Annotated in this window: 22 protein-coding genes; 7 read left to right on the forward strand and 15 right to left on the reverse strand. The window is 71.1% G+C overall.

The genetic code is table 11. The features are described 5' to 3' along the window. Window positions 1-44 precede the first annotated feature (44 nt). The 3 genes from AB0J36_RS04340 to AB0J36_RS04350 form a co-directional block, all read right to left on the reverse strand. A complete protein-coding gene (locus AB0J36_RS04340) occupies window positions 45-239 on the reverse strand; it encodes a hypothetical protein (protein WP_357392115.1) in 195 nt (64 codons plus the stop codon). Beyond that, window positions 236-964, reverse strand: coding sequence for a type IV toxin-antitoxin system AbiEi family antitoxin domain-containing protein (locus AB0J36_RS04345; protein ID WP_357392117.1), 729 nt, complete (start codon window positions 962-964; stop codon window positions 236-238). The genes AB0J36_RS04340 and AB0J36_RS04345 overlap by 4 nt, the downstream gene beginning before the upstream one ends. A gap of 197 nt (window positions 965-1,161) precedes the next feature. Continuing rightward, window positions 1,162-2,451, reverse strand: coding sequence for an adenylosuccinate synthase (locus AB0J36_RS04350; RefSeq protein ID WP_357129644.1), 1,290 nt, complete (start codon window positions 2,449-2,451; stop codon window positions 1,162-1,164). Window positions 2,452-2,575: 124 nt separating this feature from the next. Between AB0J36_RS04350 and AB0J36_RS04355 the strand changes: the two genes are divergently transcribed. Together AB0J36_RS04355 and AB0J36_RS04360 are read left to right on the forward strand one after the other, a co-directional pair. Beyond that, window positions 2,576-3,601: a hypothetical protein gene (locus AB0J36_RS04355; RefSeq protein ID WP_357392119.1), complete on the forward strand. Its 1,026-nt coding sequence runs from the start codon at window positions 2,576-2,578 to the stop codon at window positions 3,599-3,601. Window positions 3,602-3,672: 71 nt separating this feature from the next. After that, window positions 3,673-5,844 (forward strand): chromosome partitioning protein, encoded by a 2,172-nt coding sequence (locus AB0J36_RS04360; RefSeq protein ID WP_357171684.1) that lies wholly within the window; start codon window positions 3,673-3,675, stop codon window positions 5,842-5,844. Window positions 5,845-5,889: 45 nt separating this feature from the next. Here AB0J36_RS04360 and AB0J36_RS04365 read toward each other — a convergent pair whose 3' ends face one another. Continuing rightward, window positions 5,890-6,318: a DUF3151 domain-containing protein gene (locus AB0J36_RS04365; protein ID WP_357129635.1), complete on the reverse strand. Its 429-nt coding sequence runs from the start codon at window positions 6,316-6,318 to the stop codon at window positions 5,890-5,892. A 249-nt stretch (window positions 6,319-6,567) separates the two neighbouring features. Between AB0J36_RS04365 and AB0J36_RS04370 the strand changes: the two genes are divergently transcribed. Next, entirely contained in the window at window positions 6,568-7,761 is a 1,194-nt protein-coding gene (locus AB0J36_RS04370; protein ID WP_357392121.1) for a hypothetical protein, read from the forward strand. A 58-nt stretch (window positions 7,762-7,819) separates the two neighbouring features. Here the strand turns inward: AB0J36_RS04370 and fbaA are convergent, their stop codons facing one another. Beyond that, complete coding sequence (gene fbaA / locus AB0J36_RS04375) at window positions 7,820-8,845, reverse strand: class II fructose-bisphosphate aldolase (RefSeq protein ID WP_357392123.1); 1,026 nt, start codon at window positions 8,843-8,845, stop codon at window positions 7,820-7,822. A gap of 135 nt (window positions 8,846-8,980) precedes the next feature. Further along, window positions 8,981-9,364, reverse strand: coding sequence for a phage holin family protein (locus AB0J36_RS04380; RefSeq protein ID WP_354860252.1), 384 nt, complete (start codon window positions 9,362-9,364; stop codon window positions 8,981-8,983). Window positions 9,365-9,486: 122 nt separating this feature from the next. Between AB0J36_RS04380 and AB0J36_RS04385 the strand changes: the two genes are divergently transcribed. Continuing rightward, window positions 9,487-9,699, forward strand: coding sequence for a hypothetical protein (locus AB0J36_RS04385; RefSeq protein ID WP_357129625.1), 213 nt, complete (start codon window positions 9,487-9,489; stop codon window positions 9,697-9,699). Window positions 9,700-9,844: 145 nt separating this feature from the next. Beyond that, window positions 9,845-11,395 carry an LPXTG cell wall anchor domain-containing protein gene (locus AB0J36_RS04390; RefSeq protein WP_357392125.1) on the forward strand — a complete coding sequence of 517 codons (1,551 nt, stop codon included), beginning with the start codon at window positions 9,845-9,847 and terminating at the stop codon, window positions 11,393-11,395. Between the two features lie 72 nt (window positions 11,396-11,467). Here AB0J36_RS04390 and AB0J36_RS04395 read toward each other — a convergent pair whose 3' ends face one another. Beyond that, window positions 11,468-12,532, reverse strand: coding sequence for an LCP family protein (locus AB0J36_RS04395; protein ID WP_357129619.1), 1,065 nt, complete (start codon window positions 12,530-12,532; stop codon window positions 11,468-11,470). After that, window positions 12,529-13,014 (reverse strand): SigE family RNA polymerase sigma factor, encoded by a 486-nt coding sequence (locus tag AB0J36_RS04400; protein WP_357129616.1) that lies wholly within the window; start codon window positions 13,012-13,014, stop codon window positions 12,529-12,531. Before AB0J36_RS04400 ends, AB0J36_RS04395 begins: the two co-directional genes overlap by 4 nt. A gap of 181 nt (window positions 13,015-13,195) precedes the next feature. Between AB0J36_RS04400 and AB0J36_RS04405 the strand changes: the two genes are divergently transcribed. Next, entirely contained in the window at window positions 13,196-14,740 is a 1,545-nt protein-coding gene (locus tag AB0J36_RS04405) for an LPXTG cell wall anchor domain-containing protein (protein WP_357392127.1), read from the forward strand. A 121-nt stretch (window positions 14,741-14,861) separates the two neighbouring features. Continuing rightward, window positions 14,862-15,686 carry a DedA family protein gene (locus AB0J36_RS04410; protein ID WP_357129610.1) on the forward strand — a complete coding sequence of 275 codons (825 nt, stop codon included), beginning with the start codon at window positions 14,862-14,864 and terminating at the stop codon, window positions 15,684-15,686. A gap of 171 nt (window positions 15,687-15,857) precedes the next feature. On the opposite strand, the gene AB0J36_RS04415 is transcribed toward AB0J36_RS04410, so the two are convergent. The 7 genes from AB0J36_RS04415 to AB0J36_RS04445 form a co-directional block, all read right to left on the reverse strand. Beyond that, on the reverse strand, window positions 15,858-16,235 hold the full coding sequence (locus tag AB0J36_RS04415) for a metalloregulator ArsR/SmtB family transcription factor (RefSeq protein ID WP_007454255.1): 378 nt from the start codon (window positions 16,233-16,235) through the stop codon (window positions 15,858-15,860). A 57-nt stretch (window positions 16,236-16,292) separates the two neighbouring features. Beyond that, the gene (gene pyrE, locus AB0J36_RS04420; protein ID WP_355048453.1) at window positions 16,293-16,832 is read right to left on the reverse strand and encodes an orotate phosphoribosyltransferase; all 540 of its coding nucleotides are present in this window, start codon (window positions 16,830-16,832) and stop codon (window positions 16,293-16,295) included. A gap of 168 nt (window positions 16,833-17,000) precedes the next feature. Beyond that, window positions 17,001-17,810 carry an SDR family oxidoreductase gene (locus AB0J36_RS04425; RefSeq protein ID WP_357129607.1) on the reverse strand — a complete coding sequence of 270 codons (810 nt, stop codon included), beginning with the start codon at window positions 17,808-17,810 and terminating at the stop codon, window positions 17,001-17,003. A gap of 9 nt (window positions 17,811-17,819) precedes the next feature. After that, complete coding sequence (locus AB0J36_RS04430) at window positions 17,820-18,476, reverse strand: hypothetical protein (protein WP_357392129.1); 657 nt, start codon at window positions 18,474-18,476, stop codon at window positions 17,820-17,822. A 72-nt stretch (window positions 18,477-18,548) separates the two neighbouring features. Then, complete coding sequence (locus AB0J36_RS04435; RefSeq protein ID WP_357392131.1) at window positions 18,549-19,388, reverse strand: hypothetical protein; 840 nt, start codon at window positions 19,386-19,388, stop codon at window positions 18,549-18,551. A gap of 90 nt (window positions 19,389-19,478) precedes the next feature. Next, window positions 19,479-20,057 carry a DUF4178 domain-containing protein gene (locus AB0J36_RS04440; protein ID WP_357129598.1) on the reverse strand — a complete coding sequence of 193 codons (579 nt, stop codon included), beginning with the start codon at window positions 20,055-20,057 and terminating at the stop codon, window positions 19,479-19,481. A 127-nt stretch (window positions 20,058-20,184) separates the two neighbouring features. Further along, window positions 20,185-20,562: a hypothetical protein gene (locus tag AB0J36_RS04445; protein ID WP_357129595.1), complete on the reverse strand. Its 378-nt coding sequence runs from the start codon at window positions 20,560-20,562 to the stop codon at window positions 20,185-20,187. Window positions 20,563-20,653: the final 91 nt, after the last annotated feature.

Raw genomic sequence — 20,653 nt, forward strand, 5'->3', positions numbered from 1 at the left:
GGTTTGCGTCAGGAAGGGGCGCGGATTTGACGCAAACCTCTTGATCACCGGCGTTGGTCCTGGTTTTTCGTGATCGCCCGGCGGACGGTCCAGGGGATGTAGTCGGGGCGCAGGGTGTCCTGCCAGGTGAAACGGAGGATCGTCCAGCCGGCGTTGACCAGGCGATTCTGACGGTGGCGGTCAGCGAAGGCCGCCTCCGGGGTGTCATGGGCGCTGCGACCGTCGGCTTCCGCTATCACCCTCGGCGCGCGCCACCGAGGTCACCGATGCCGAGCAGGTAGCCGTCGTCGTCGCGTACCTCCAACTGCAAGGCGTCCGGCGGCACCCCACCGTCGACACATCGCAGCCGGGTACGCGTTTCCAGGGGCGACTGTGCACGGCCGTCTGCTTCCGCCAGCCAGGGTCGTGCCGCGACCGCACCCCGCCGACCCCGGATCAGACGCGGGATCACGTCGAGGTCGTCCGGCGTGACGAGCCCCTGGCAGAGCGCCGAATCGAGGACGGAGACTGCCGAGTATCGATCAGCACGCAGAATGACGTCCGAAATCGTGCGAAGCGGAGCGGTCGCGCGGACACCCGCGACCGTTGCTATCTCGCCGGGACCCACGGTGACCTGGTGTACGACCAACCAGGGCGCCAGCGCGCGCTGAGGCCGGGGCCTGTCGACCGGCACCGATACGTGCACCTGTGACGTCCGCCGCAGGCCGGCGATGCCGTACATCTCGAGCGCCGTGTCGAGGACCGCGAAGGCAGCCGGCCCGAGGCTCGCGGTCGCTGCCCGGATGCGGGCGCGTCGCAGCGTCGAATCGGACGACGCTGCCTCCGGGACGTAGCACCCACGCAGGAGCCCCTGCCACCTGCCGGACCGACACAACTGTCGGACCTGGTCTCTCGTCAGACCGGCGCGCAGGGCCTGGGCCAGGGTGACGATCCCGTCCTGCCCGGCCGCTACATCACGAAGCACCTGGTGTGGTCCCACCCCCACACCCTGCCCACCGCCACACCCGCACCCAAGCCCCTGTGGATAACCCCAGTTCCCTGTGGAAAACCCAGACGGCTTGTTCCCGTCGATCAAGAGGTTCGCGTCAAATTCGCGCCGATTCCTGACGCGAACCTCTTGATCACCGAGGCGAATGGGTGGGGTGGGGTGGGGTTTGGGGGTTAGGGGAGGAGGGGGTGTTGGAGTACGTTTTCGTCTCGGCCTGGGCCTACGCCGATGACGCTCACCCTCGTGTTGCAGAGTTCCTCTACGCGGGCGATGTAGCGACGGGCGTTCTCCGGCAGGTCTTCGGGGGTGCGGGCCTTGGTGATGTCCTCCCACCACCCGTCCAACTCCTCGTACACCGGCGTGGCGTGGTGGAAGTCCGTCTGGCTCATCGGCATGTCGTCGACCCGCTTGCCGTTGATCTCGTAGCCGACGCAGATCGGCACCTTCGGCAGCCCGGTGAGCACGTCCAGCTTGGTGATGACCAGGTCGGTGACGCCGTTGAGGCGGCAGGCGTACCGGGCCACCACCGCGTCGAACCACCCGCACCGGCGCTCCCGGCCGGTGGTGGTGCCGTACTCCGCGCCGATCTTGCGCAGGTGCGCGCCGTTGGCGTCGAACAGCTCGGTCGGGAACGGCCCCGAGCCGACCCGGGTGGTGTACGCCTTGCTCACCGCGATCACCTGGTTGATCGCGGTCGGCGGGATGCCGGCGCCCACGCAGGCGCCACCGGCCGTCGGGTTGGACGAGGTCACGAAGGGGTACGTGCCGTGGTCCATGTCCAGCATGGTGGCCTGCGCGCCCTCCAACAGCACCGTCTCGCCCCGGTCCAGCGCGTCCCAGAGCATCGCCCGCGTCTCGGCGATGTACGGCTTGAGCCGCTCCGCGTACTCCAGGTACTCGTCGACGGTGGCCTCGAGGTCGATCGCCTTGCGGTTGTAGACCTTGAACAGCATCTGGTTCTTCTCGCGCAGTGCGAGTTCCAGCTTCTTGCGCAGGATGCCCGGGTCGAGCAGGTCCTGGAGTCGGATGCCCATCCGGGCGACCTTGTCGCCGTACGCGGGGCCGATGCCCCGACCGGTGGTGCCGATCCGGGACGAGCCGAGGTACCGCTCGACGACCCGGTCCAGTGCCCGGTGGTGCGGCATGATGAGGTGCGCGTCACCGGAGATCCGCAGCCGGGACACGTCCACGCCACGCTCGGCGAGACCGTCGATCTCGGCGAGGAGCACCTTCGGGTCGACGACCACGCCGTTGCCGATGACGATCATCGCGCTCGGCGAGAGCGCCCCGGAGGGCATCAGGTGGAGCGCGTACTTCTGGCCGTCCGGGGTGATCACCGTGTGCCCGGCGTTGTTGCCGCCGGAGTAGCGCACGACGTAGTCGACCCGCTCACCCAGCAGGTCGGTAACCTTGCCCTTGCCCTCGTCGCCCCACTGAGCGCCGATGAGCACGATCGCTGGCATCTCTTCCGCCTCCAGAAGGCTCGGGTGCCAGATGGCGACCGGTTGGCGAGCCCGGGGTGTCAGGTTAACAAGTAGTGACGGCGCGACCGGCAGGGGTCGCGTCGAGAGGCGGGAGGCTCCTTCGGTGTACGACGTGGTGCTGCTCACCCTTTCGTCGGAGCGGGACGCTTCCGGCGGGTGCGGCAGCGGCGAGGCCTGCTGCGGCGGCGCGGACGCGACCGGCGCGGGCGTCGACGGAACCGGACCGACGCCGGGTGACGCCGACAGTTGCGCCACCGATCGGCCCCGGGTGCCGGTGCTGGCCTGCGCCGACGCGCTGACCGCCCGGGGTGCCCGGGTGCAGATGGTCACCGCCCGCTCGGACGCGGAGATCGACGCCGTACTCGCGCAGCTCGACGGCCCGGCCCGTCCGGACGGCCTCACCTGGCCGGACGCGGACGGCAAGACCCGGCTGGTCGTCGCCACGGCCAGCGACGGTCAGTTGCGCGCCGTGCTGCGCCGGCTCGTTCGGCGGTACGCGCCAGCGCCGAGCCGTCGCCCGGCGGACCTGCGTGACGACCGGACCCTGCCCGACCTGCCGCCGGTCGCCGTACTCCCGCTCGACCCGGCGCGCGGCGGCGCCCAGCGGGACCTGGCCGCGCAGTTCGGGTTGCCCCGCGACCCGGCGGCCGTGGCGGCCGCGGTGCTCGACGGCACGCCGCGTCGGCTGGATCTGCTGCGCAATGACGGCGGCTCGGTGACCCTGGACGGCGCGCTGTTCGGGGCCGCCGACGACGCGGGTCGGCCGCTGCACTGGCGGGCCCGGGTGGAGGTCGACGACACCGTCCTCACGAACGGTGACGAACCGTTGCTGGCCTGCGCGGTCGGCAACGCCGGCGGGTACGCGTCGCTCGAGGACGTGACGTTGCTGGCCGCGCCGGACCCGGCGGACGGCCAGGTCGAGGTCGCGGTGGCCGTTCCGGTAGTCGTCAGGTCGACGTGGGGTCGCAAGCGGGTACGCCTCGAAGTGCGGCGGGCTCGCGGACGGGCGGTGTCGGTGCTGCCCCGCGAGGGAAAGGTGCCCTACCTCGACGACGGCGTCGAGGGTGAGCTGACCCGCAAGCGCTCGTGGTGGGTCGAACCGGGTGCCTGGGCGGTCTGGGTGGTCTGACCCCCGTTTCGCCGACCGGCCCCGGTCGGCCGGTGGGCCTATCCTCGCAGGAGGACTGGGGAGGAACCGTAATGGACAAGAACGCCGACCGGGCGCAGGTGCCCGGCCAGCAGCCGGTGCCGGAGCGGGACATCGAACCACTGTGGCCGCCGGATCCGGCCGAGCAGGGCGCAGAGGTGGTACCGCCGTGGGCGGCGGTCGCCGAGCAGCGGGTCGCCCCGTCGCAGTCCGCGCCTGCGGCCGTGTCACCGCCGGTCGCCGCACCGCCGATCACGGCGCCGTCGGTCGGCCGTCCTGGCGTCCCCGGGCAGCCGGGCGCGGCGGCCCTGCCGCCGCCGTCGCCGTCGGACTATCCGTCGCTGACCGGGGCGGTGCCGCCACCGACGGGCTGGGGCGCGAACGGGCCGGGCGGGCCGGGCACGGGCTGGGCGCCGGCGCAACCGAGCTGGCCTCCGGCCGACCCGCCGGCCGCGTCGACGACGTCGCCCGCTCCTCCGGCGCTGCCCGCACCGCCGACGCCACCGCTGCCGCCCGCCGTGGGCGGGCTCATCGGGGCCGGCAACGACTCGTCGCCGTCGTCCACCGGCACGCCGACCGCCGAGGGCGCCACGCCGAACCCGGCGGCCACCGCCGCCGTCCCGACCCCCGGCCAATCGGGCGCGTCGGGTGGCGTCGACCTGGACCTACCGTTCTCCCTGGATCGCCCGCCGGTCGTGGCCGCGCCCGCCGACGGTGCGGCCACCGCAAGCCCCGGAGCAACAGCGCCACCCGCAGCAGGGCAGCCCGCAGCCGGCGCGGCAACGGCGGACCCCGGCACGGCCGGCCAGGCCGCAGGGCCGGCAGCGGAACCGGTGTCGCAGGGTGGCGGGGAGACCACGCCTGCCGTCGGGGCGGCTCGGCCCGCGGCCGAGTCACCCTGGGCGTATCCACCGCAGCGACCGGCCAGCCCGACCCCATCGGCACCGGAGCAGGTCGACATTCCGCCGCCACCGATCCCCACCCCGCCGGTTCCGCCACCCCCGACACCCGCCGTCGACAGCGGCGGCGCGGCGGGGCAGACGTACGCGGGGCAGGTCTACGGCGGCCAGGCGGCGATTCCTGGCCAGGCCGGCCCGGCGGAGCCACCGCAGCAGGACGCCGTGCCGACCCCGCCGCCGGGGCCGTTCCCCCCGTCGCCGGGCTGGTATCCGCCGCCCTGGCAGCAGGGCGCGGCGGCGGCTCCACCGGTCCCGCCGCAGCAGTACCAGGAGACCGACCCGGTGGCGCGGGTGCCGGCCACGGGCTACCCGGACGCCACGTGGACGCCGGAGACCACGGCCGCGCCGACGGCGGAGGATTTCGCCCGCCGTCGGCAGGTCCGGCCCGCCGACCCGGTGGCCACCATGGGCGTACGGGCGGTGGTCAACAAGATGGGCCTGCTCCGGCTCTCTCCGGGCCGGCACGAGCAGGAGCTCAAGCGGGACATCGAAATGGTGCGCCGCAACTTCGGCGGGCTGCGGCAGGTGACCGTGGTCAACCCGAAGGGCGGCGCCGGTAAGACGGTGGCCATCCTGCTGCTCGCCATGACGTTCGGTCAGAAGCGCGGCGGCTACGTGCTGGCCTGGGACAACAACGAGACCCAGGGCACCCTCGGGATGCGCGCCCAGCAGGACTTCCACGCCCGCACGGTGCGCGACATGCTGCGTGACCTCGGGCAGTTCCAGGGCGCGCACGGGCGGGTCGGCGACCTGTCGCAGTACGTGCGGTCGCAGGGCGAGGGCATGTTCGACGTGCTCGCCTCGGACGAGTCGGCCACCGGCGGCGAAATGCTGACCGCAGCCGCGTTCGCCGAGATCCGCGAGGTGGTCAGCCGGTTCTACAAGCTGATCTTCGTGGACACGGGGAACAACGTACGGGCGCAGAACTGGCAGGCGTCGATGGACGCCACCGACCAGCTCGTGGTCACCATGTCCGCCCGTAACGACTCGGCGGAGACCGCCGCCCGGATGCTCGACCACCTCGAGCAGAGCGGCCGGCAGCGGCTGGTCCGGCAGGCGGTGACGGTGGTGTCGATGCCACCGTCCCGCAAGGAGATCGACCTGCCGGCCATTCAGGAGCACTTCGCGGCTCGTACCAGGGCGGTGCTGCTGGCGCCGTACGAGCGGCTCATCGACAGCGGCGAGCCGATCCGGTACGGCGGTCTCTCCGCGGCCACCCGGGACGCCTGGCTGAAGATCGCCGCAGCGGTCGCCGAAGGGCTCTGAGCAGCCGACGGCCGGCCCGGTGTCGGGCCGGCCGTCGGAATGAGGTCAGTTGCTGGCCAGCGCGTCCGCCGCTGCCGGGTCGCAGTCGCGCAGGAACTGGGCGCAGCGGGCCGCCTCGTCGGCCTCGCCGATCTCGTCGGCGGCGCGGGAGAGCACGTACAGGCAGCGCAGGAAGCCCCGGTTGGGCTCGTGGGACCACGGCACCGGCCCGTGGCCCTTCCAGCCGTTGCGGCGGAGCTGGTCCAGGCCACGGTGGTAGCCGGTGCGCGCGTACGCGTAGCCCGTCACCACCGCGCCGGTCGCGAACGCCCGGGCGGCGAGCGCGCCCCACGCTGCGCTGAAGGTCGGGAAGCGGGCCGCGACCTCGGCGTACGCCTCGTCGGTGCCGGCCTCCTGGGCAGCGGCCAAGGCGGCGTCGGCCTCGTCGTTCGCGGGCAGGAGGGTGGCCGGTGGCTCCGGCAAAAGGTTCTGCATCGCCCCATTCAACCCGCTGGACAGGGCGACATGCGAGCGGGTCGGCGGACGCGTCCCGCTGAACGGCTGAGGAGTTCATCACGCCTGCGGCCTATGCCGCCGCCAGGTGTTTTCCACTACAACTAATGGTCCGGAGCCTCCCCAGGACCCGGTTACGCAGGAGCCCGGTGGCCACGACCGCCGGGCTCCTGTCGCGTCCCGGGGCCATCCGGGGTTTGGCCGACCCCGCCGAAGGGGCAGGATGGCCCGGTGCCGACCCCACCACCCACCGACGTCATCGAACCGCACCTGCACGCCGACGAGATCCAGACCCGGGACGAATTCGACCGGCAACTGGTCACCGGCCGGCTGACCGGGCTGACCGTGCAGGGGCTACGCCTCGACCTCGCCCCGGTGCCCGACCTGACCGGCATCGAGGTCACCGGCGCCCTCTTCGTCGGCTGCCGGTTCGCCTCCCGGGAGGTCGGCGCCGACCTGGTCCGGCGCGGCGCGAACGTGGTGCCGCCGTTCTCCGGGCTGCCGTACCCGACCCAGCCGGCGCACCTCTACACCCCGGACGACCTTGCCGCCGGGTTCGTCGAGGGCGGGTTCGCCGGGATGTACGACACCCGGGTGTACGAGCACTACCGGGCACACGGCGGCGCGCTGCCGGACGTGAAGGAGGCGCTCGGCCAGCGGCTGCACGACCACGGCGTGGACAACGCGCTGGGTGACGCCACCCGGGCCTGGTTGGCCGCGCACGGGTCACAGTCGGTGGTGGGCATCATGGGCGGTCACGCGGTGCGGCGCGGCAGTCCCGCGTACCGGATGGCGGCGGTGCTGGGGTGGGAGCTGGCGCGGGCCGACCGGCTGGTGGTGACCGGCGGCGGCCCCGGGGTGATGGAGGCCGCGAATCTCGGCGCCTTCCTGGCGGACCGACCGGCGGCGGACCTGACCGCGGCGATCGACCTGCTGGCCACCGCGCCCGACTTCACCGACCACCACCGGTACACGGCGGTGGCGTTGACGATCCGGCAGCGGTACGCGGGCGTACCCCGCCAGCGGGGCGACGACCTCGGTTGGGCGCGGGCCGGCGGGCTGGCCATCCCGACCTGGTTGTACGGGCACGAGCCGGCGAATCTGTTCGCGGGGCGGATCGCGAAGTACTTCTCGAACGCGATCCGGGAGGACACCATCCTGCGCCTCGCCCGGGGCGGGATCGTGTTCGCGCCGGGGCGGGCGGGCACGGTGCAGGAGGTGTTCCAGGCGGCCACCAAGACCTACTACGGCACCGACGGGGCCAGCGGCGCGTACATCTTCCTGGACCGTGACTACTGGACGCGGGAGCTGCCGGTGGAGGCGCTGCTGCGCCCGCTGCTGGCCGCCTCGCCGTTCGGTGACCTGTCGTCGACGATCCACCTCACCGACGACGTCCGCGAGGCCGTCCGCCTGCTGACCGCTTGAAAGGAAGGGCCCCTTATTAACAGACGTCTGTTAATAAGGGGCCCTTCCTTTCAAGCAACTACTTGGTCATCGTGGTGCCGGTGGAGCGCAGGTGCTCGCACGCCTCGACGACGCGGGCGGCCAGGCCGGCCTCGGCGGCCTTGCCCCAGGCGCGCGGGTCGTACTGCTTCTTGTTGCCGACCTCGCCGTCGATCTTCAGCACGCCGTCGTAGTTGCGCAGCATGTGGTCGGCGACGGGCCGGGTGAAGGCGTACTGGGTGTCGGTGTCGATGTTCATCTTCACCACGCCGTAGTCCAGCGCCTCACGGATCTCGCTGAGCAGGGAGCCCGAGCCGCCGTGGAACACCAGGCTCAGCGGCTTCTCCTTGCCGTACTTGGTACCGACCGCCTCCTGGATCTGGTTCAGGATCTCGGGGCGGAGCTTGACGTTGCCCGGCTTGTAGACGCCGTGCACGTTGCCGAAGGTCAGCGCCGCCATGTAGCGGCCCTTCTCGCCGAGGCCGAGCGCCTCGACCATGGCCAGGCCGTCCTCGGTGGTGGTGTAGAGCTTGTCGTTGATGGCGTTCTCGACGCCATCCTCCTCACCACCGACGACGCCGACCTCGATCTCCAGGACGATCTTGGCCTTGGCGGCCTCGTCGAGGAGCTGGGAAGCGATCTGCAGGTTCTCGGCGACCGGCACGGCCGAGCCGTCCCACATGTGCGACTGGTACAGCGGCTCCTCGCCGCGCTTGACCCGCTCCTGCGAGATGGCCATCAGCGGACGCACGAACTTGTCCAGCTTGTCCTTCGGGCAGTGGTCGGTGTGCAGGGCGATGTTCACCGAGTACTTCTTGGCCACCTCGTGCGCGTACGCGGCGAACGCCACCGCGCCGGTGACCATGTCCTTGATCGAGGGACCGGACAGGTACTCCGCGCCACCGGTGGAGACCTGGATGATGCCGTCGCTCTCCGCGTCGGCGAAGCCCTTGAGCGCCGCGTTCAGCGTCTGGGAGGAGGTCACGTTGATCGCGGGGTACGCGTACCGGCCAGCCTTGGCGCGGTCCAGCATCTCCGCGTAGGCCTCGGGGGAAGCGATGGGCATGTGATGTGCTCCTTACTTACCACTCTCGGCCGTGCTGGCCGCTGTTGTTCGTCTGTGCGCCGGACCGCGCTGTCCTCCGCCCGGCAGTATCCCGCAGGTGAGGTGCGCAGGACCAACCGAGGGGGTGTCAGCCGCTCACCGGGTGTCCAGACGGTCCGGCACGATGACGCTGATCAGCCAGGTGACCACGGTCATCACGATCGCTCCCCAGAACGCCGCCCAGAAGCCGTCCACCTGGAACGGCAGGTCGAGCCCGCGCGCGATCCGGTCGGTGAGCAGGAAGAGCAGCGCGTTCACCACCAGGGCGAACAGGCCGAGGGTGAGCAGGTAGAACACACAGCCGACCACCCGGATGATCGGCTTGAGTACGGCGTTGATCACACCGAAGATGAGCGCCACCACGATCAGCGTGAGCACGGTGTTGCCACCCGAACGGCCGTGCACGTCCACCCCGGGCACGATCAGCGTGGTCACCCACAGCGCGACCGCGGTGATCGCCAGTCGGATGAGGAAGCCCACGGCACCATCCTGGCACCGGCTCCCGCCGTCCCGGGGTGATTCGGCCGACTCGGCTTGCCGGCGCGGAGTGGCCGCAGCCCGTACGGTGGTGGGAGCCGTGCCCCGAGACCCCGGGAGGGACGATGGGTCAGCCCGATGAGGACTTCACCCCCGGCGACCACCTCGCCGCGGACGAACGCGATCCGGAGGCGGAGCCGGCCGACGCGGTCGAGCAGGCCACCTCGGTCGACCCCGCCTACGTCGACGGCGAGCCACACCGCGGCATGGAGGTCGACGACTGGGACGCCATGGAGCAGGCCCGGGTGGTCACCGGGGATGAGGACGACTACCGCTGACCTGCCCCACGACCGTTGTCCGTTGGGGCAGAGGTGTCCAGCCGTTCGGTTCGTTCGACAAATATCGATAGCACCGGGTCACCGAAAGTGTCGGGGTCTCCCTAGGTTGGGCGAGCGCCACCACTGTCTCATCGGGAGGACCCCCATGCTCAAGCAATCGATCCGCTGGCTGGCGGGGCTGGGTGCCGCAGGAGCGTTGATCGTTGCCTCGGCAACCCCCGCCGTCGCCGCGGCAACGATCGAGCCGTACTTCCAGGACTCCACCCTGGCCGGCGGCTCGGAGAAGGTCAGAAGCCTGTTTCTGTACGCCGACGAGGCGACGAGCCTCAGCGACGTCGCCGTGCGGTACGACTACCGCTCACTGGCCAACAAGATCACTATTGGCCCCTTTGACCAGCAGGAGTGCGCCACACCGGAGCCGGGCGTTCTCGTCTGCGCGGAGTCCTTCGGCGTCACCCTGAACGAGGTGCCGCCGCTCGGCAGCGGGATCTACCGAGGCGCTACCAAACGGGTGGCCCTGACCGCCACTCAGGACGCGCAGCTCGGCGACTCCGGCGACGTGGTGATCAGCTTCGAGGCAGCGGGCGGGCGGCAGGGCAGCTACACCTCGCGGGTCCGCATCGGCGAGGGCGTCGACCTGGCCGGCGGGCCGTTCACCTACCCTTCCTCGAAGCCGGGCGGGAAGGTTTCGGTGCCGCTGGCCGTGTCCAACGTCGGCGACGAGACCGTCACGGGCTTCGTCGCGGTCTTCGACCTTCCGTACGCGATCCGGACCAAGGATCGGTTCAGCAACTGCCTGTACTCCGACGACCACCTGGTCTCCTGCCAGTTCGACCAGGAGATCCCGGCGGGCGAGGGGCTCGCCACCACGTTGAACCTCGAACTCGCCAGGGACACCTACGCCCCGAGCAACCTGTCCGGCTATGCCCAGTTCATGACCGTTGCCGACTTTGCGGACCTGACCCGGGTTCGCGAAGCCGTTGGCGCGCGAGAGGGCGCGCGTGGCAGCGGCCCGAAGCTGACCCTGACCGGGGCACCCAGCGGGATGCGGCAGGCCGACCAGACCGACGTCGGCCCGGGCTACGACCACACCGGCTGGATCATCAAGGTCACCGGCAGGAACGGCACCGACCTCGCGGCGATCGGCGCCACGCTCAAGGGCAGGTCTGGCGCTGTCGTCACGGCCACCGTCGGTTTCCGGAACAACGGCCCGGCGACGCTCGACAACGTGAGCGAGGAATACGAGGCCGCCACACACACAGTCGTCGAGCTGCCGCCCGGCACCACAGCCGTCGGAGTCCCCGACAGTTGCGAACTGCGGCCGGGCACCCGCACGTACCAGTGCGCATCGGAAATGCTCCTGGTGGCGGGCGAGACCTACACCGTGGAGTTCCGCCTACGTATCGACAGGGTCGTCCCCAACGCCAAGGGCACGGTATGGGTCAACGCGCCGTGTGAGTGTCCCGCCGGCGGGGGCTTCAGGGGCGACATCAAGCCGGCCAACGACCGGGCCACGATCCTGGTCAACCCGGGCCAGGGCGGCGGCAGCGGTGACGGAGGCAGCGGTGGCGGTGGTTCGCTGCCCATCACCGGCACCCCCACGAGCCTGCTCGCCAGCCTCGGTGGTCTGCTGCTCGCCGCCGGCCTCGGCGCGTACCTGATCGCCCGACGTCGCAGCAGCCACTTCGTCGCCTGACCGACCCCGCCTGACCGGCACCCCGCCGTCGTTCGTCCCCTTGGCGGTGGGGTGCCGTCGCAGTCCACGGAGTCACCGGGCTTGGTCGACCAACGTCGGGTGACGGGCCGCCCAGTCGCCGAGGCGGTCCTCCCGCAGCGCCTTCAGGAAATCCGGCACGAACGTCGGGTCGGCCCGCAGCGAGCGGTCCCTCGCGCTCGGCAGGGCCACCGGCAGACCGAGCCCGACCGGCTCGACCGACCGCAGCGTGGGCACGAGCCGCAGCAGGTCCAGCACGGCCGCCCGGTCGGGTGACACCACGAGGTCCGGGCCGACGGCGGCCAGCAGTCTGGCGAGGCGTACCGGATCGGTGAGTGCGCCCCGGTCGGTGGTCTGGCGGACGAGACCGGCGGCGAAGAGACGGGCGTTGCGGTCCCGGTCCTGGCTCCCCGCGGGCAGACCGTAGCGCTGGCGGAGCAGGTCGACCGACGCGGCGCCGTCGAGACGTTGGCAGCCGGCCGGGAAGACCCGCCGGGTGTGCACGGATCGCACCCGCTCGCTCAGGCAGACCGGCACACCGCCCACGGCGTCGGTCAGCGCGCTCACGGTGCGGTACGTCAGCACCACGCCGGCATCCACCCGTACCCCGGTCAGCTCGGCCACCGTGCGCCGGGTCAACTCGTACCCCTTGGTCATCTCCGGCCGGGTCGACCCGACGCCGGCCGGAAAAGCGGCGTTCAGCTTGTCGGTGCCGTGGCCCGGGATCGACACGCCCAGGTCGCGGGGCAGCGACACCAGGTACGGGCGACTGCGGTCGGCCGGGATGTGCACCAACAGCACCGCGTCGGCCCGCGTCGCCGCCGGCCCGTCGCCGTCGATGCCGAGCAGCAGGATGTTCAGCGCGCCGGTTGGCACCGGTCGAGCGGACTCACCGAGCAGTTCGGCGGCCGGCGGCGGCCCCCCGCGCTCCGGAGTCAGCAGCGGCACCCCGATCCCCAGCACCCCGAGCAGCGCCAACGCGACACCACCGGCCTGCCAGCGGCGACGCCGACGGCGACGGCGGATGGTCAGGCGGTCGATCGCCGCGCGCAGCGGGCCGGTCGGCGGGGTCAGCGGCTCGTGCCGGGCGAAGGCGGCACGCAGGTCATCCTCGATCATGAGGGAACCTCCACGTACTCGGCCCGGAGCGTGGCAAGGGCCCGGGAGATGGACGAACGGACGGTCCCGACGGCACAGCCGAGGATGTCGGCGATCTCGGCGTCGGGCAGATCCTCGTAGTAACGCAGCACGAGGGTGGCGCGCTGCCGGCGCGGCAGCCGGGACAGCCAGGTCCAGATCTGGTCCCGGTCCACGGCGGACTGGGCGTGGTCGGCGGACGCCGGCAGGGACTCGTCGGGCTCCCCGCGCAGCAGTACCCGACGCATCCACGAGCCGCGCTTCCAGTCGACGTACTGGTTGGTGAGCATGCGGCGCACGTACCGCTCGGGCGAGTCCGCGCGGGCGACCCGCCGCCAGTTCAGTTGGACCCGGACCATCGTCTCCTGCACCAGATCCTGCGCCTGGTGCGGATCACCGGTGAGCATCACCGCGTACCGCAGCAGCGGGGCAAGCCGCGTGTCCGCGAACTCCTCGTACGTCACTGCACCTCCCGGGTTCCTGCTTCAGTTGACGGGAGCGGACGCGCTGAACATTGCGGTGGCGGTGATCAGCCTTTCGGTTCGTCCTGCTGACCAGGCGGTGATCAGGGACGACGCCGAACCTTAGCGGTTCCTTAAGATCCACAGGCTGCACCTGAATCCCCCTACTGGAGGAATCCCCCTCATGCTCACCCACTCCAGCCGGCGCTGGCTCGCCGGACTGGGCGTCGCAGGCGCGTTCGTCGCCGCCTCCGCCAGCCCGGCCCTCGCCGACGAGGCCCGTTTCGATATCGCCACGCATGACGTGCTCGTGGCACCGGGTCATTCCACGTCCGGCTACCTCTACGCCCGGCCGACCGATGACGAGTCCGAGCCGACGTTCGGCGAGACCTCGGTGGACGTCGACCTCTCCGCAGTCGCGGACTTCGCCATCGTGGAGCCGATGTGGGGCTGGACCTGCGACGTCTCGCCGACGAAGCTGCACTGCGAGAGCGAAACCGAGGACGGCATGCCGCCGTGGTTCGACTACACGGTCTCGGGTAAGGACGACGCGAAGCCGGGGCAGCAGGGATCCCTGGCGATCAGCATCACCTCCGGGGGCAAGACCGCCAAGGCGACGGCAGGCGTCACCATCGCCGAGGGCGTCGACCTGGCGGGCGACCCGACCGTCGAGGCCAGCGGCGCCCCGGGCACCACGGCAGGACTGCCGGGTGTCGTTCGTAACACCGGCGAGACCGCCATCGATGGCGCCGTTCTCGTGTTGCAGGCCCAGGAACTCGCCGCCTACGGCGGCGACCACTCGAACTGCAGGTCCGACGAGTGGGGCATGGTCGCCGTCTGCGCGTTCGACACGAAGATCGAGCCGGGCAAGTCGTACAAGCTCTCGAACGGCATGCCGATCAAGGTGAGCGCGAAGGCACGCACCCGTGCGACCTTCTCAGTGGCGCTGTCCTGGTGGACCACTGACGACTGGGACCTGGCGTCCAAGGACTCGCCCATGGAGGACTTCAAGCCCGGCAACGGCGACAAGCTCCGCCTGGTCGAGCAGTCGATGCAGGCAGCACGGGTGCCGCAGACCGACGTCGACGTGTCGAACGACGTCACCATCGGGAGCGTTCGGGTAACCGGCAACACTTCGGCTGACCTCGCGGCCAAGGGCGCGACCGCAAGTGGCAAGAAGGGCGACGTGGTCACCGTCGCGCCGAGCTTCACCAACCTGGGGCCGGCGGTGCTGGAGTACATCGGCCAGGGCACGCCGGACCTCGGGATGGAGGACCTGCCGGTTCGGGTGACCGTTCCGGCCGGCACCACGGCGGTAGAGGTCGACCCCAACTGCGTGCCGTTCAAGCCGGGCACCGCGTGGGACCCGTGGGACGCGGCCTGGGGTGAGCCGGGCGCGAAGGAGTACGCGTGCCTGAGCCTCGAGACCTGGCCGGACGACGTGACCACGTACGAGTTCCGACTTCGGATCGACAAGGTCGACGCGAACGCCTCGGGTGCTGTCACCACCGTGCTCGCCGGTGACCCGAACAAGGGCAACAACACGGCGACGATCGTGATCAACCCGGCCTCGTCCAGCGGCGAGGGTGGCGGCAACGGTGACGGTGGCTCGCTGCCGATCACCGGTCAGTCGACCGGCCTGCTCGCCGGCCTCGGCGCGCTGCTGCTCGCCGCGGGCGTCGGCGGCTACCTGGTGGCCAAGCGCCGCCGGACCCGCTTCGTCGCCTGATCCATCCCAGCGGTACCGGTGCCCCGTCGACCACGCTGGTCGGCGGGGCACCGTCGTATCCGGCAACCGGGTGGTGAGCACCGGTCCGGCGCGGCCCGGACTGCGGGCTTCGGTACCCTTTGTGGCCGTGGACACAGCTGAGAAGACCCGCGCTCTCACGGAGAGCGTCGCCCTGAACCCGCTCGATCCCAAGGACCTGTTGCAGACCTTCGGGCTGGTCGGCGTCTGGGTGATCCTCTTCGCCGAGACCGGCCTGCTGGTGGGCTTCTTCTTCCCCGGCGACTCGCTGCTGTTCCTCGCCGGGGTGGCCGCCTCGCCGGTGGCGGACGCTATCTTCGGCGACGGAACCCGCCTCTCGCTGGCCGGTCTGCTGATCGGGGGACCGATCTGCGCGATCCTCGGCGCGCAGTTGGGGCACTGGCTCGGTGCGCGGTACGGCCGACGGATGTTCGAGCGGCCCAACTCGCGGCTCTTCAAGAAGGAGTACGTGGAGAAGGCCGAGTACTACTTCCAGAAGTTCGGCCCGGCCAAGGCCGTGGTGCTGGCGCGTTTCATCCCGATCGTGCGGACGTTCCTCAACCCGGTCGCCGGGGCGCTGGGCATGCCGGCCCGGCAGTTCCTGCTGTGGAACATCGTCGGCGGGGTGCTCTGGGTGGACGGCATCCTGCTGATCGGCTACCTGCTCGCCGACCGGATCTACAAGGCGATCGGCGATAAGATCGACCACTACATCCTGCCGGTGGTCGCACTGATCATCCTGATCTCGGTGCTGCCGATCTTCTTCGAGTTCCTCCGCGACCGGCGGGCGCGCAAGCGGGGCGAGGCGGTCGCGGTCGTCGCGGCGGCCAGCGCCGCGGGCGCCGTGGACGCGGTGCGTGAGAAGTTCGACCACGACGAGCACCCGCACGACCGTCGCGGGGGGCACGGCAACGGTCAGCAGCGCTGATCCCGGGTACGACGACGGCCGGCCCCCTGGTGTGGGGGTCGGCCGTCGGCATGTCGGACCCGGCCTCCGGCGGTGCGGCCGGGGACGAGCAGGTATCAGCTACCGGTGGCGCCACCCCTGGTTCGCCACCGGACACCGCCCCGGGTACGAGACGGTGCGCAGCGCCTTACGTCAGCGGGCCTTCTTGGTGGCCCGCTTACGCGGCGGGGTCAGCAGGTCGGCGATCGTCGCGATCGCGCTCGGGACCAGCCGGTAGTACGCCCAGACACCGCGCTTCTCCCGCTCCAGCAAGCCGGCCTCGGTGAGGATACGCAGGTGGTGACTGACCGTCGGCTGGGAGAGGCCGAGCGGCGCGGTCAGGTCACAGACGCACGCCTCGCCCTCGGGGGCCGACTGGATCAGGCTGAGCAGCCGCAACCGGGCGGGATCCGCAAGGGCCTTGAGGACCCCCGCGAGACGCTCGGCATCGGCACGTTCGATCGGCTCACCGGCAAGCGGCGAGATCTGAGGCATAGTCATTTCGGCCAACGCAGTTCCCACGTATTCCATCCTTCCACCAGCAGCATCGATCCGCCTGCATATCAGCAGATACGAATCGGCAGACTTTTACGCCACAAGGCCGAGGTCAGCCAACGTATAGGCCGCCCGGTACGGCAATCCGGCGGCTCGCACCGCGTCGCCGGCGCCTCGATCAACAATAACCGCCACGCCCACGACTTCGGCTCCGGCCTCGCGAAGAGCCTCGACGGCGGTCAACACACTTCCGCCCGTTGTGGACGTGTCCTCCACCGCCAACACCCGGCGGCCGGCCACCTCCGGTCCCTCGATCCGTCGCTGTAGACCGTGTGCCTTGCCCGCCTTGCGCACCACGAAGGCGTCCAAGGCGCGGCCGGTTCCAGCGGCGGCGTGCAGCATCGAGAGCGCGACAGGGTCCGCGCCCAGGGTGAGGCCACCGACCGCGTCGTACTCCCAGTCGGCGGTCAGGTCGAGCAGCGCCTTACCGACCAACGGAGCGGCCTGGTGATGGAGCGTGACGCGTCGCAGATCGACGTACCAGTCTGCCTCGCGCCCCGATGACAACGTGACCCGTCCGTGGACCACAGCCAGGTCGGTAATGAATTTGCGCAGGTCGTCGTGGTCCCCCATGGCGATAGAGGTTACTGCGCAACTCTGAACGCCGTGTGGACGGGCCTGCCGAATCAGGGCGGTGAGACACCGATGACGGGCGATGTCCGACTACGCTCAGCGACTGGCTCGGTCGCGGTGCGCCAACGACCGACGGCGGCGTCTCCGGCGCGACGACGCGCCCAGGGCTCAGCGTTCCTCGCGACCGATCCGGCCGCGGGTGTCGCGCGAGACCACTTCGAGTAGCCGGCGCGGCGCGTGCCGCAGACCGGCGACGGCCACCTTGTACTTCCACGCCGGAACACTCACCAACTTGCCTTTGCGCAGGTCACGCAGGCCCTCTTCGACGACGTCCTCGGCTCGCAGCCACATCCAGTTCGGCGTTTTGGACATGTTGATGCCGGCCCGCTCGTGGAATTCGGTACGGGTGTAACCGGGGCACAGAGCCATCACCCGGACGCCGAAAGGGCGGGCCGACTGGCCCACGGACTCACTGAAATTGGTGACCCACGCCTTGCTGGCCGAGTAGGTCGACCCGGGCATCACCGCGCCAAACCCAGCAACTGAAGAGACATTTATCACTGCCCCATCGCGCCGTTCGGTCATCGGACGTAGCGCCGCCAGTGTCAATCGCATGACGGCGTGCACATTGAGGCGGAGCAGCCGCGCCTCGTCCTCCGCTGTGGAGCGCAGGAACGGCTTGTTCAGGCTGATGCCGGCGTTGTTGACCAGGAGGTGAACGGGAGCGTCGGACGCCAGCCGCTGTTCGACGGTGGCGCAGCCGTCATCGGTGGACAGGTCCGCCGGCAGCGTCTGGACGTCGTGCCCGTGTCGGGCGCCCAGCTCCGTGGCCATCGCGGCCAGTCGATCCGCGTCCCGGGCGACCAGCACCAGGTGCCAGCCGTCGGCCGCCAGGCGCCGGGCGAACGCCGCGCCGATGCCGGCGGTGGCGCCGGTGATCAGGGCCCGTCGCTCGGGGGTCGTGGATTCGAGCGTCACGGGCGGTCCTCACCTGGGCGGGTACGGGGGCGTGGCCGGCGCCTGCGGGGGTTGGTGCGACGCGGGCGGGAACGCGGACGGCGCGGTCGGTGCCGTGCGGCGGTGTCGACCGAACCAGGCGTTCGCCGCCGGCAGGGCCAGCAGCGCGGCTACCACAAGGTAACCGAGGGCCTGCCCGACGGAAAGCCCGGCATTGAGCGGAATCCACCAGGACGGGTACGCGTCCGAGAGCAGGCCCAACAGCTCGGCGGTGGCCCGCTCGTCCGCCCCCAGCCGCAGCGGCGCGGCGCGTTCGCCGACGAGCACCGCCACGCTGCAACAGCCCGCGAGCAGGCCGAGCCCGCAGACCACCCAGATGGCCACGCGTACGCCCCGTCGACCCGTCAACAGTCCGAGGGCCAGTCCGGCGAGCACGAGCGCGGACAGCCCGGCGACCACCGCGGTCAGCGCCGCCGACGCGCGCAGCAGGGCCACCACACCGTCGATCTGCTGCGGGCTGGCCGAGGTGTTGCGCGCCACGGCGCGGAACTCCCCCACCGTCCGGCCCAGCACCGCCAGGTCGACGGCGGTGTACGCGAGCGCGCCGACCGCCATCAGCAGCAGCACGGCCGTGGCCGCCGGGACCACGGCGGGCCGGCGGGGCGGTGCCGGTTCGGGGTACGACACGACGGATCCCTCCGGTAGGCGTCGGGTTGCAACCTACTCGGAGGGATCGTCGGCGTCGTGCCTATCCGTGGATCAACTCGTCGACGGCGGGGTCGTGTCGGGACGGTCCGTCGGCGGCGTGTCGTCCGGACGGTCCGAGCTGGACGGGTTGGCCGGCGGGGCGGTCGGCTGCTCCGGCCCGGACGCCTGGCCGGGAGTCGACGGGTAGGCCGGCTCCCCGCTGGACGGCTGACCGGGAGTCGACGGGTAGCCGGGCTGGCCGGACGCCTGCGGGTAGCCGGGCTGGCCGGACGCCTGCGGGTAGGCCGGGTAGCTGGCGCCCGGGGTCGGCGGCTCCCATGCGGCGGCGGGCTTGCGGAAGAACTCGTTGGACTTCGGCAGGGCCAGCAGGATCAGTGCCGCCAGCAGAGCGAGCAGGCTGACCACGCCGAGCAGGAGGCTGACCGGGGTGATCCAGGACGGCAGCGCCTCGTCGAGGCGGCGCTGGACCTCTTCGGGGCTCGGCATGTCGCCGCTGCCGCTCCCACCGGTGTTGAAACCGCCGGCCGCCCCGCTGAGCAGGGTGCCACCCGTGCAGCAGACCATGATGCCGCCGACGATCCAGGTGGTGATCCGGGCGCCGTTACGACCCTGGTTGTTGAAGATGGCCAGCACGCCCAGCACGACGGCCAGCAGGAGCACGAGGATCGCGCTGCCGAGGCCGAAGGCGAAGAAGAAGTCCGCGACCTGCTCCGCCCCGTCGGCGGAACTGCCCGCGTACGCGTCGCGGAGCACGTCCCGGGTCTTGCCGATGGTGGAGAGGGTGATGATGAGACTGATCACCTGGCACGCCAGGAACAGGTAGAGCAGATAGCTGGAAATCGTCACGGTGGAGGGCCGTTGGCGGGTCGGCGTGCTCGGGGAGTCGACCACGATTCTCCTTTCCTAGATTGGGCCCACACCGTATCGGCAACCGGCCACTGCGGCATGCCGTGCCGAAAGCGGCGCGCCCGGCGAGGTCGCTCAGCGCGCGTCGTCGACGGGTCGGATCGCCAGGTCGGCCGGATCTAGCAGGTCACCGCGCGCGACCCGCCAGCCCTCTTCGCCGTACGCCTCGAAGGAGAGCCGGTCACGCCCGCCCGACTCGTAGTCGTGGTAGCGCATCGTCCCCGCCGCCGGCAGGCCGGTCTCCCCGGTGGAGGTGTAGCGCGCCTGCCCGGTCTCGGCCCAGGTGTACCGCCGCCCGCCGAGGTCGATGGTCGGCGCGCCGGGGGTGACTGTCGCGCCGGGCTCGGCGGTCCAGAGCACCAGCTCCAGCTCGGGACCACCATCACCCTCCACAGAGAGCCGGTGCGGCGTGCCGGAGGCGTCGTCGAGGAGGTGCTGCACCCACGTCCAGCCCCCCTCGACCAGTCGGATGGTGCCGCTCACGACGTACTCCCGCTGGCGGATCCGCACGCGGTCACCCGGAGCCAGCCGGCGGGTCGGCGGGAGGCCGGTGGGCCCGGCCGCGGCCCGGCGCCGGGCGCGCACGACGGCCACGAGCACGACCGTCATGAGTACGACAACGGCCCCCACCAGGGACGCCAGCGACCCGTCCACCCGACCACCTCCCCAGGTACGTCGGCGCAGACGGTAACAACCTGGCGCACCGAAATGAGTCGCGTCGTGACCGAAAGCTCAGCCACCCACGACGGACCGCGGAACGCGTGGGGGTGTGCGGCGATTGTCAGGCCGCCGCGAGTCGCTGCGTGGCGTAGTCGCCGAGGGTGGAGCGACCCATGACGCAGCCGACGAAGGTGGTGAACTCGGTGGAGTCGTCGCGCAGCGACGTCCAGGTCGCCTGGGCGGCGGCCGGGTCGACTCGTTCCAGCAGCGTCGCCGCGTACGCGCGGCCGGCGGGCGATCCCTCTGCCAGCAGGTGGTCGAGTTGCCGGCGTACCTCCTCGGGGTGCTCGTCGAGTGCTGCCTCGACGCGGTGGTACGCCTCGGTCACCGGCAGCACCTCACCGGCGAACCCGACACCGCCGAAGGCCAGCGTGTCGGCGGTCATCAGCTCGTCGACCGCCGCGCGAAGGTCCCGCTCCCACCTACTCATCCCGAACATGCCCCACTCCTTTCCCCGCCGGCCCGCCTCTCACCCTGTTGATCAAGAGGTTTGCGTCATGGGAAGACGTCCCGATGACGCAAACCTCTTG

This window comes from Micromonospora sp. NPDC049662 (genome assembly GCF_040675055.1).
Taxonomy (GTDB): Bacteria; Actinomycetota; Actinomycetes; order Mycobacteriales; family Micromonosporaceae; genus Micromonospora.

Coding starts and splice junctions, on each gene's coding strand:
- AB0J36_RS04350 (WP_357129644.1), bottom strand. CDS start 2,451: ATGCCAGCGATCGTGCTCATCGGCGCTCAGTGGGGCGACGAGGGCAAG.
- AB0J36_RS04360 (WP_357171684.1), top strand. CDS start 3,673: ATGGACAAGAACGCCGACCGGGCGCAGGTGCCCGGCCAGCAGCCGGTG.
- AB0J36_RS04365 (WP_357129635.1), bottom strand. CDS start 6,318: ATGCAGAACCTTTTGCCGGAGCCACCGGCCACCCTCCTGCCCGCGAAC.
- fbaA (WP_357392123.1), bottom strand. CDS start 8,845: ATGCCCATCGCTTCCCCCGAGGCCTACGCGGAGATGCTGGACCGCGCC.
- AB0J36_RS04385 (WP_357129625.1), top strand. CDS start 9,487: ATGGGTCAGCCCGATGAGGACTTCACCCCCGGCGACCACCTCGCCGCG.
- AB0J36_RS04390 (WP_357392125.1), top strand. CDS start 9,845: ATGCTCAAGCAATCGATCCGCTGGCTGGCGGGGCTGGGTGCCGCAGGA.
- AB0J36_RS04395 (WP_357129619.1), bottom strand. CDS start 12,532: ATGATCGAGGATGACCTGCGTGCCGCCTTCGCCCGGCACGAGCCGCTG.
- AB0J36_RS04405 (WP_357392127.1), top strand. CDS start 13,196: ATGCTCACCCACTCCAGCCGGCGCTGGCTCGCCGGACTGGGCGTCGCA.
- AB0J36_RS04415 (WP_007454255.1), bottom strand. CDS start 16,235: ATGGAATACGTGGGAACTGCGTTGGCCGAAATGACTATGCCTCAGATC.
- pyrE (WP_355048453.1), bottom strand. CDS start 16,832: ATGGGGGACCACGACGACCTGCGCAAATTCATTACCGACCTGGCTGTG.
- AB0J36_RS04445 (WP_357129595.1), bottom strand. CDS start 20,562: ATGTTCGGGATGAGTAGGTGGGAGCGGGACCTTCGCGCGGCGGTCGAC.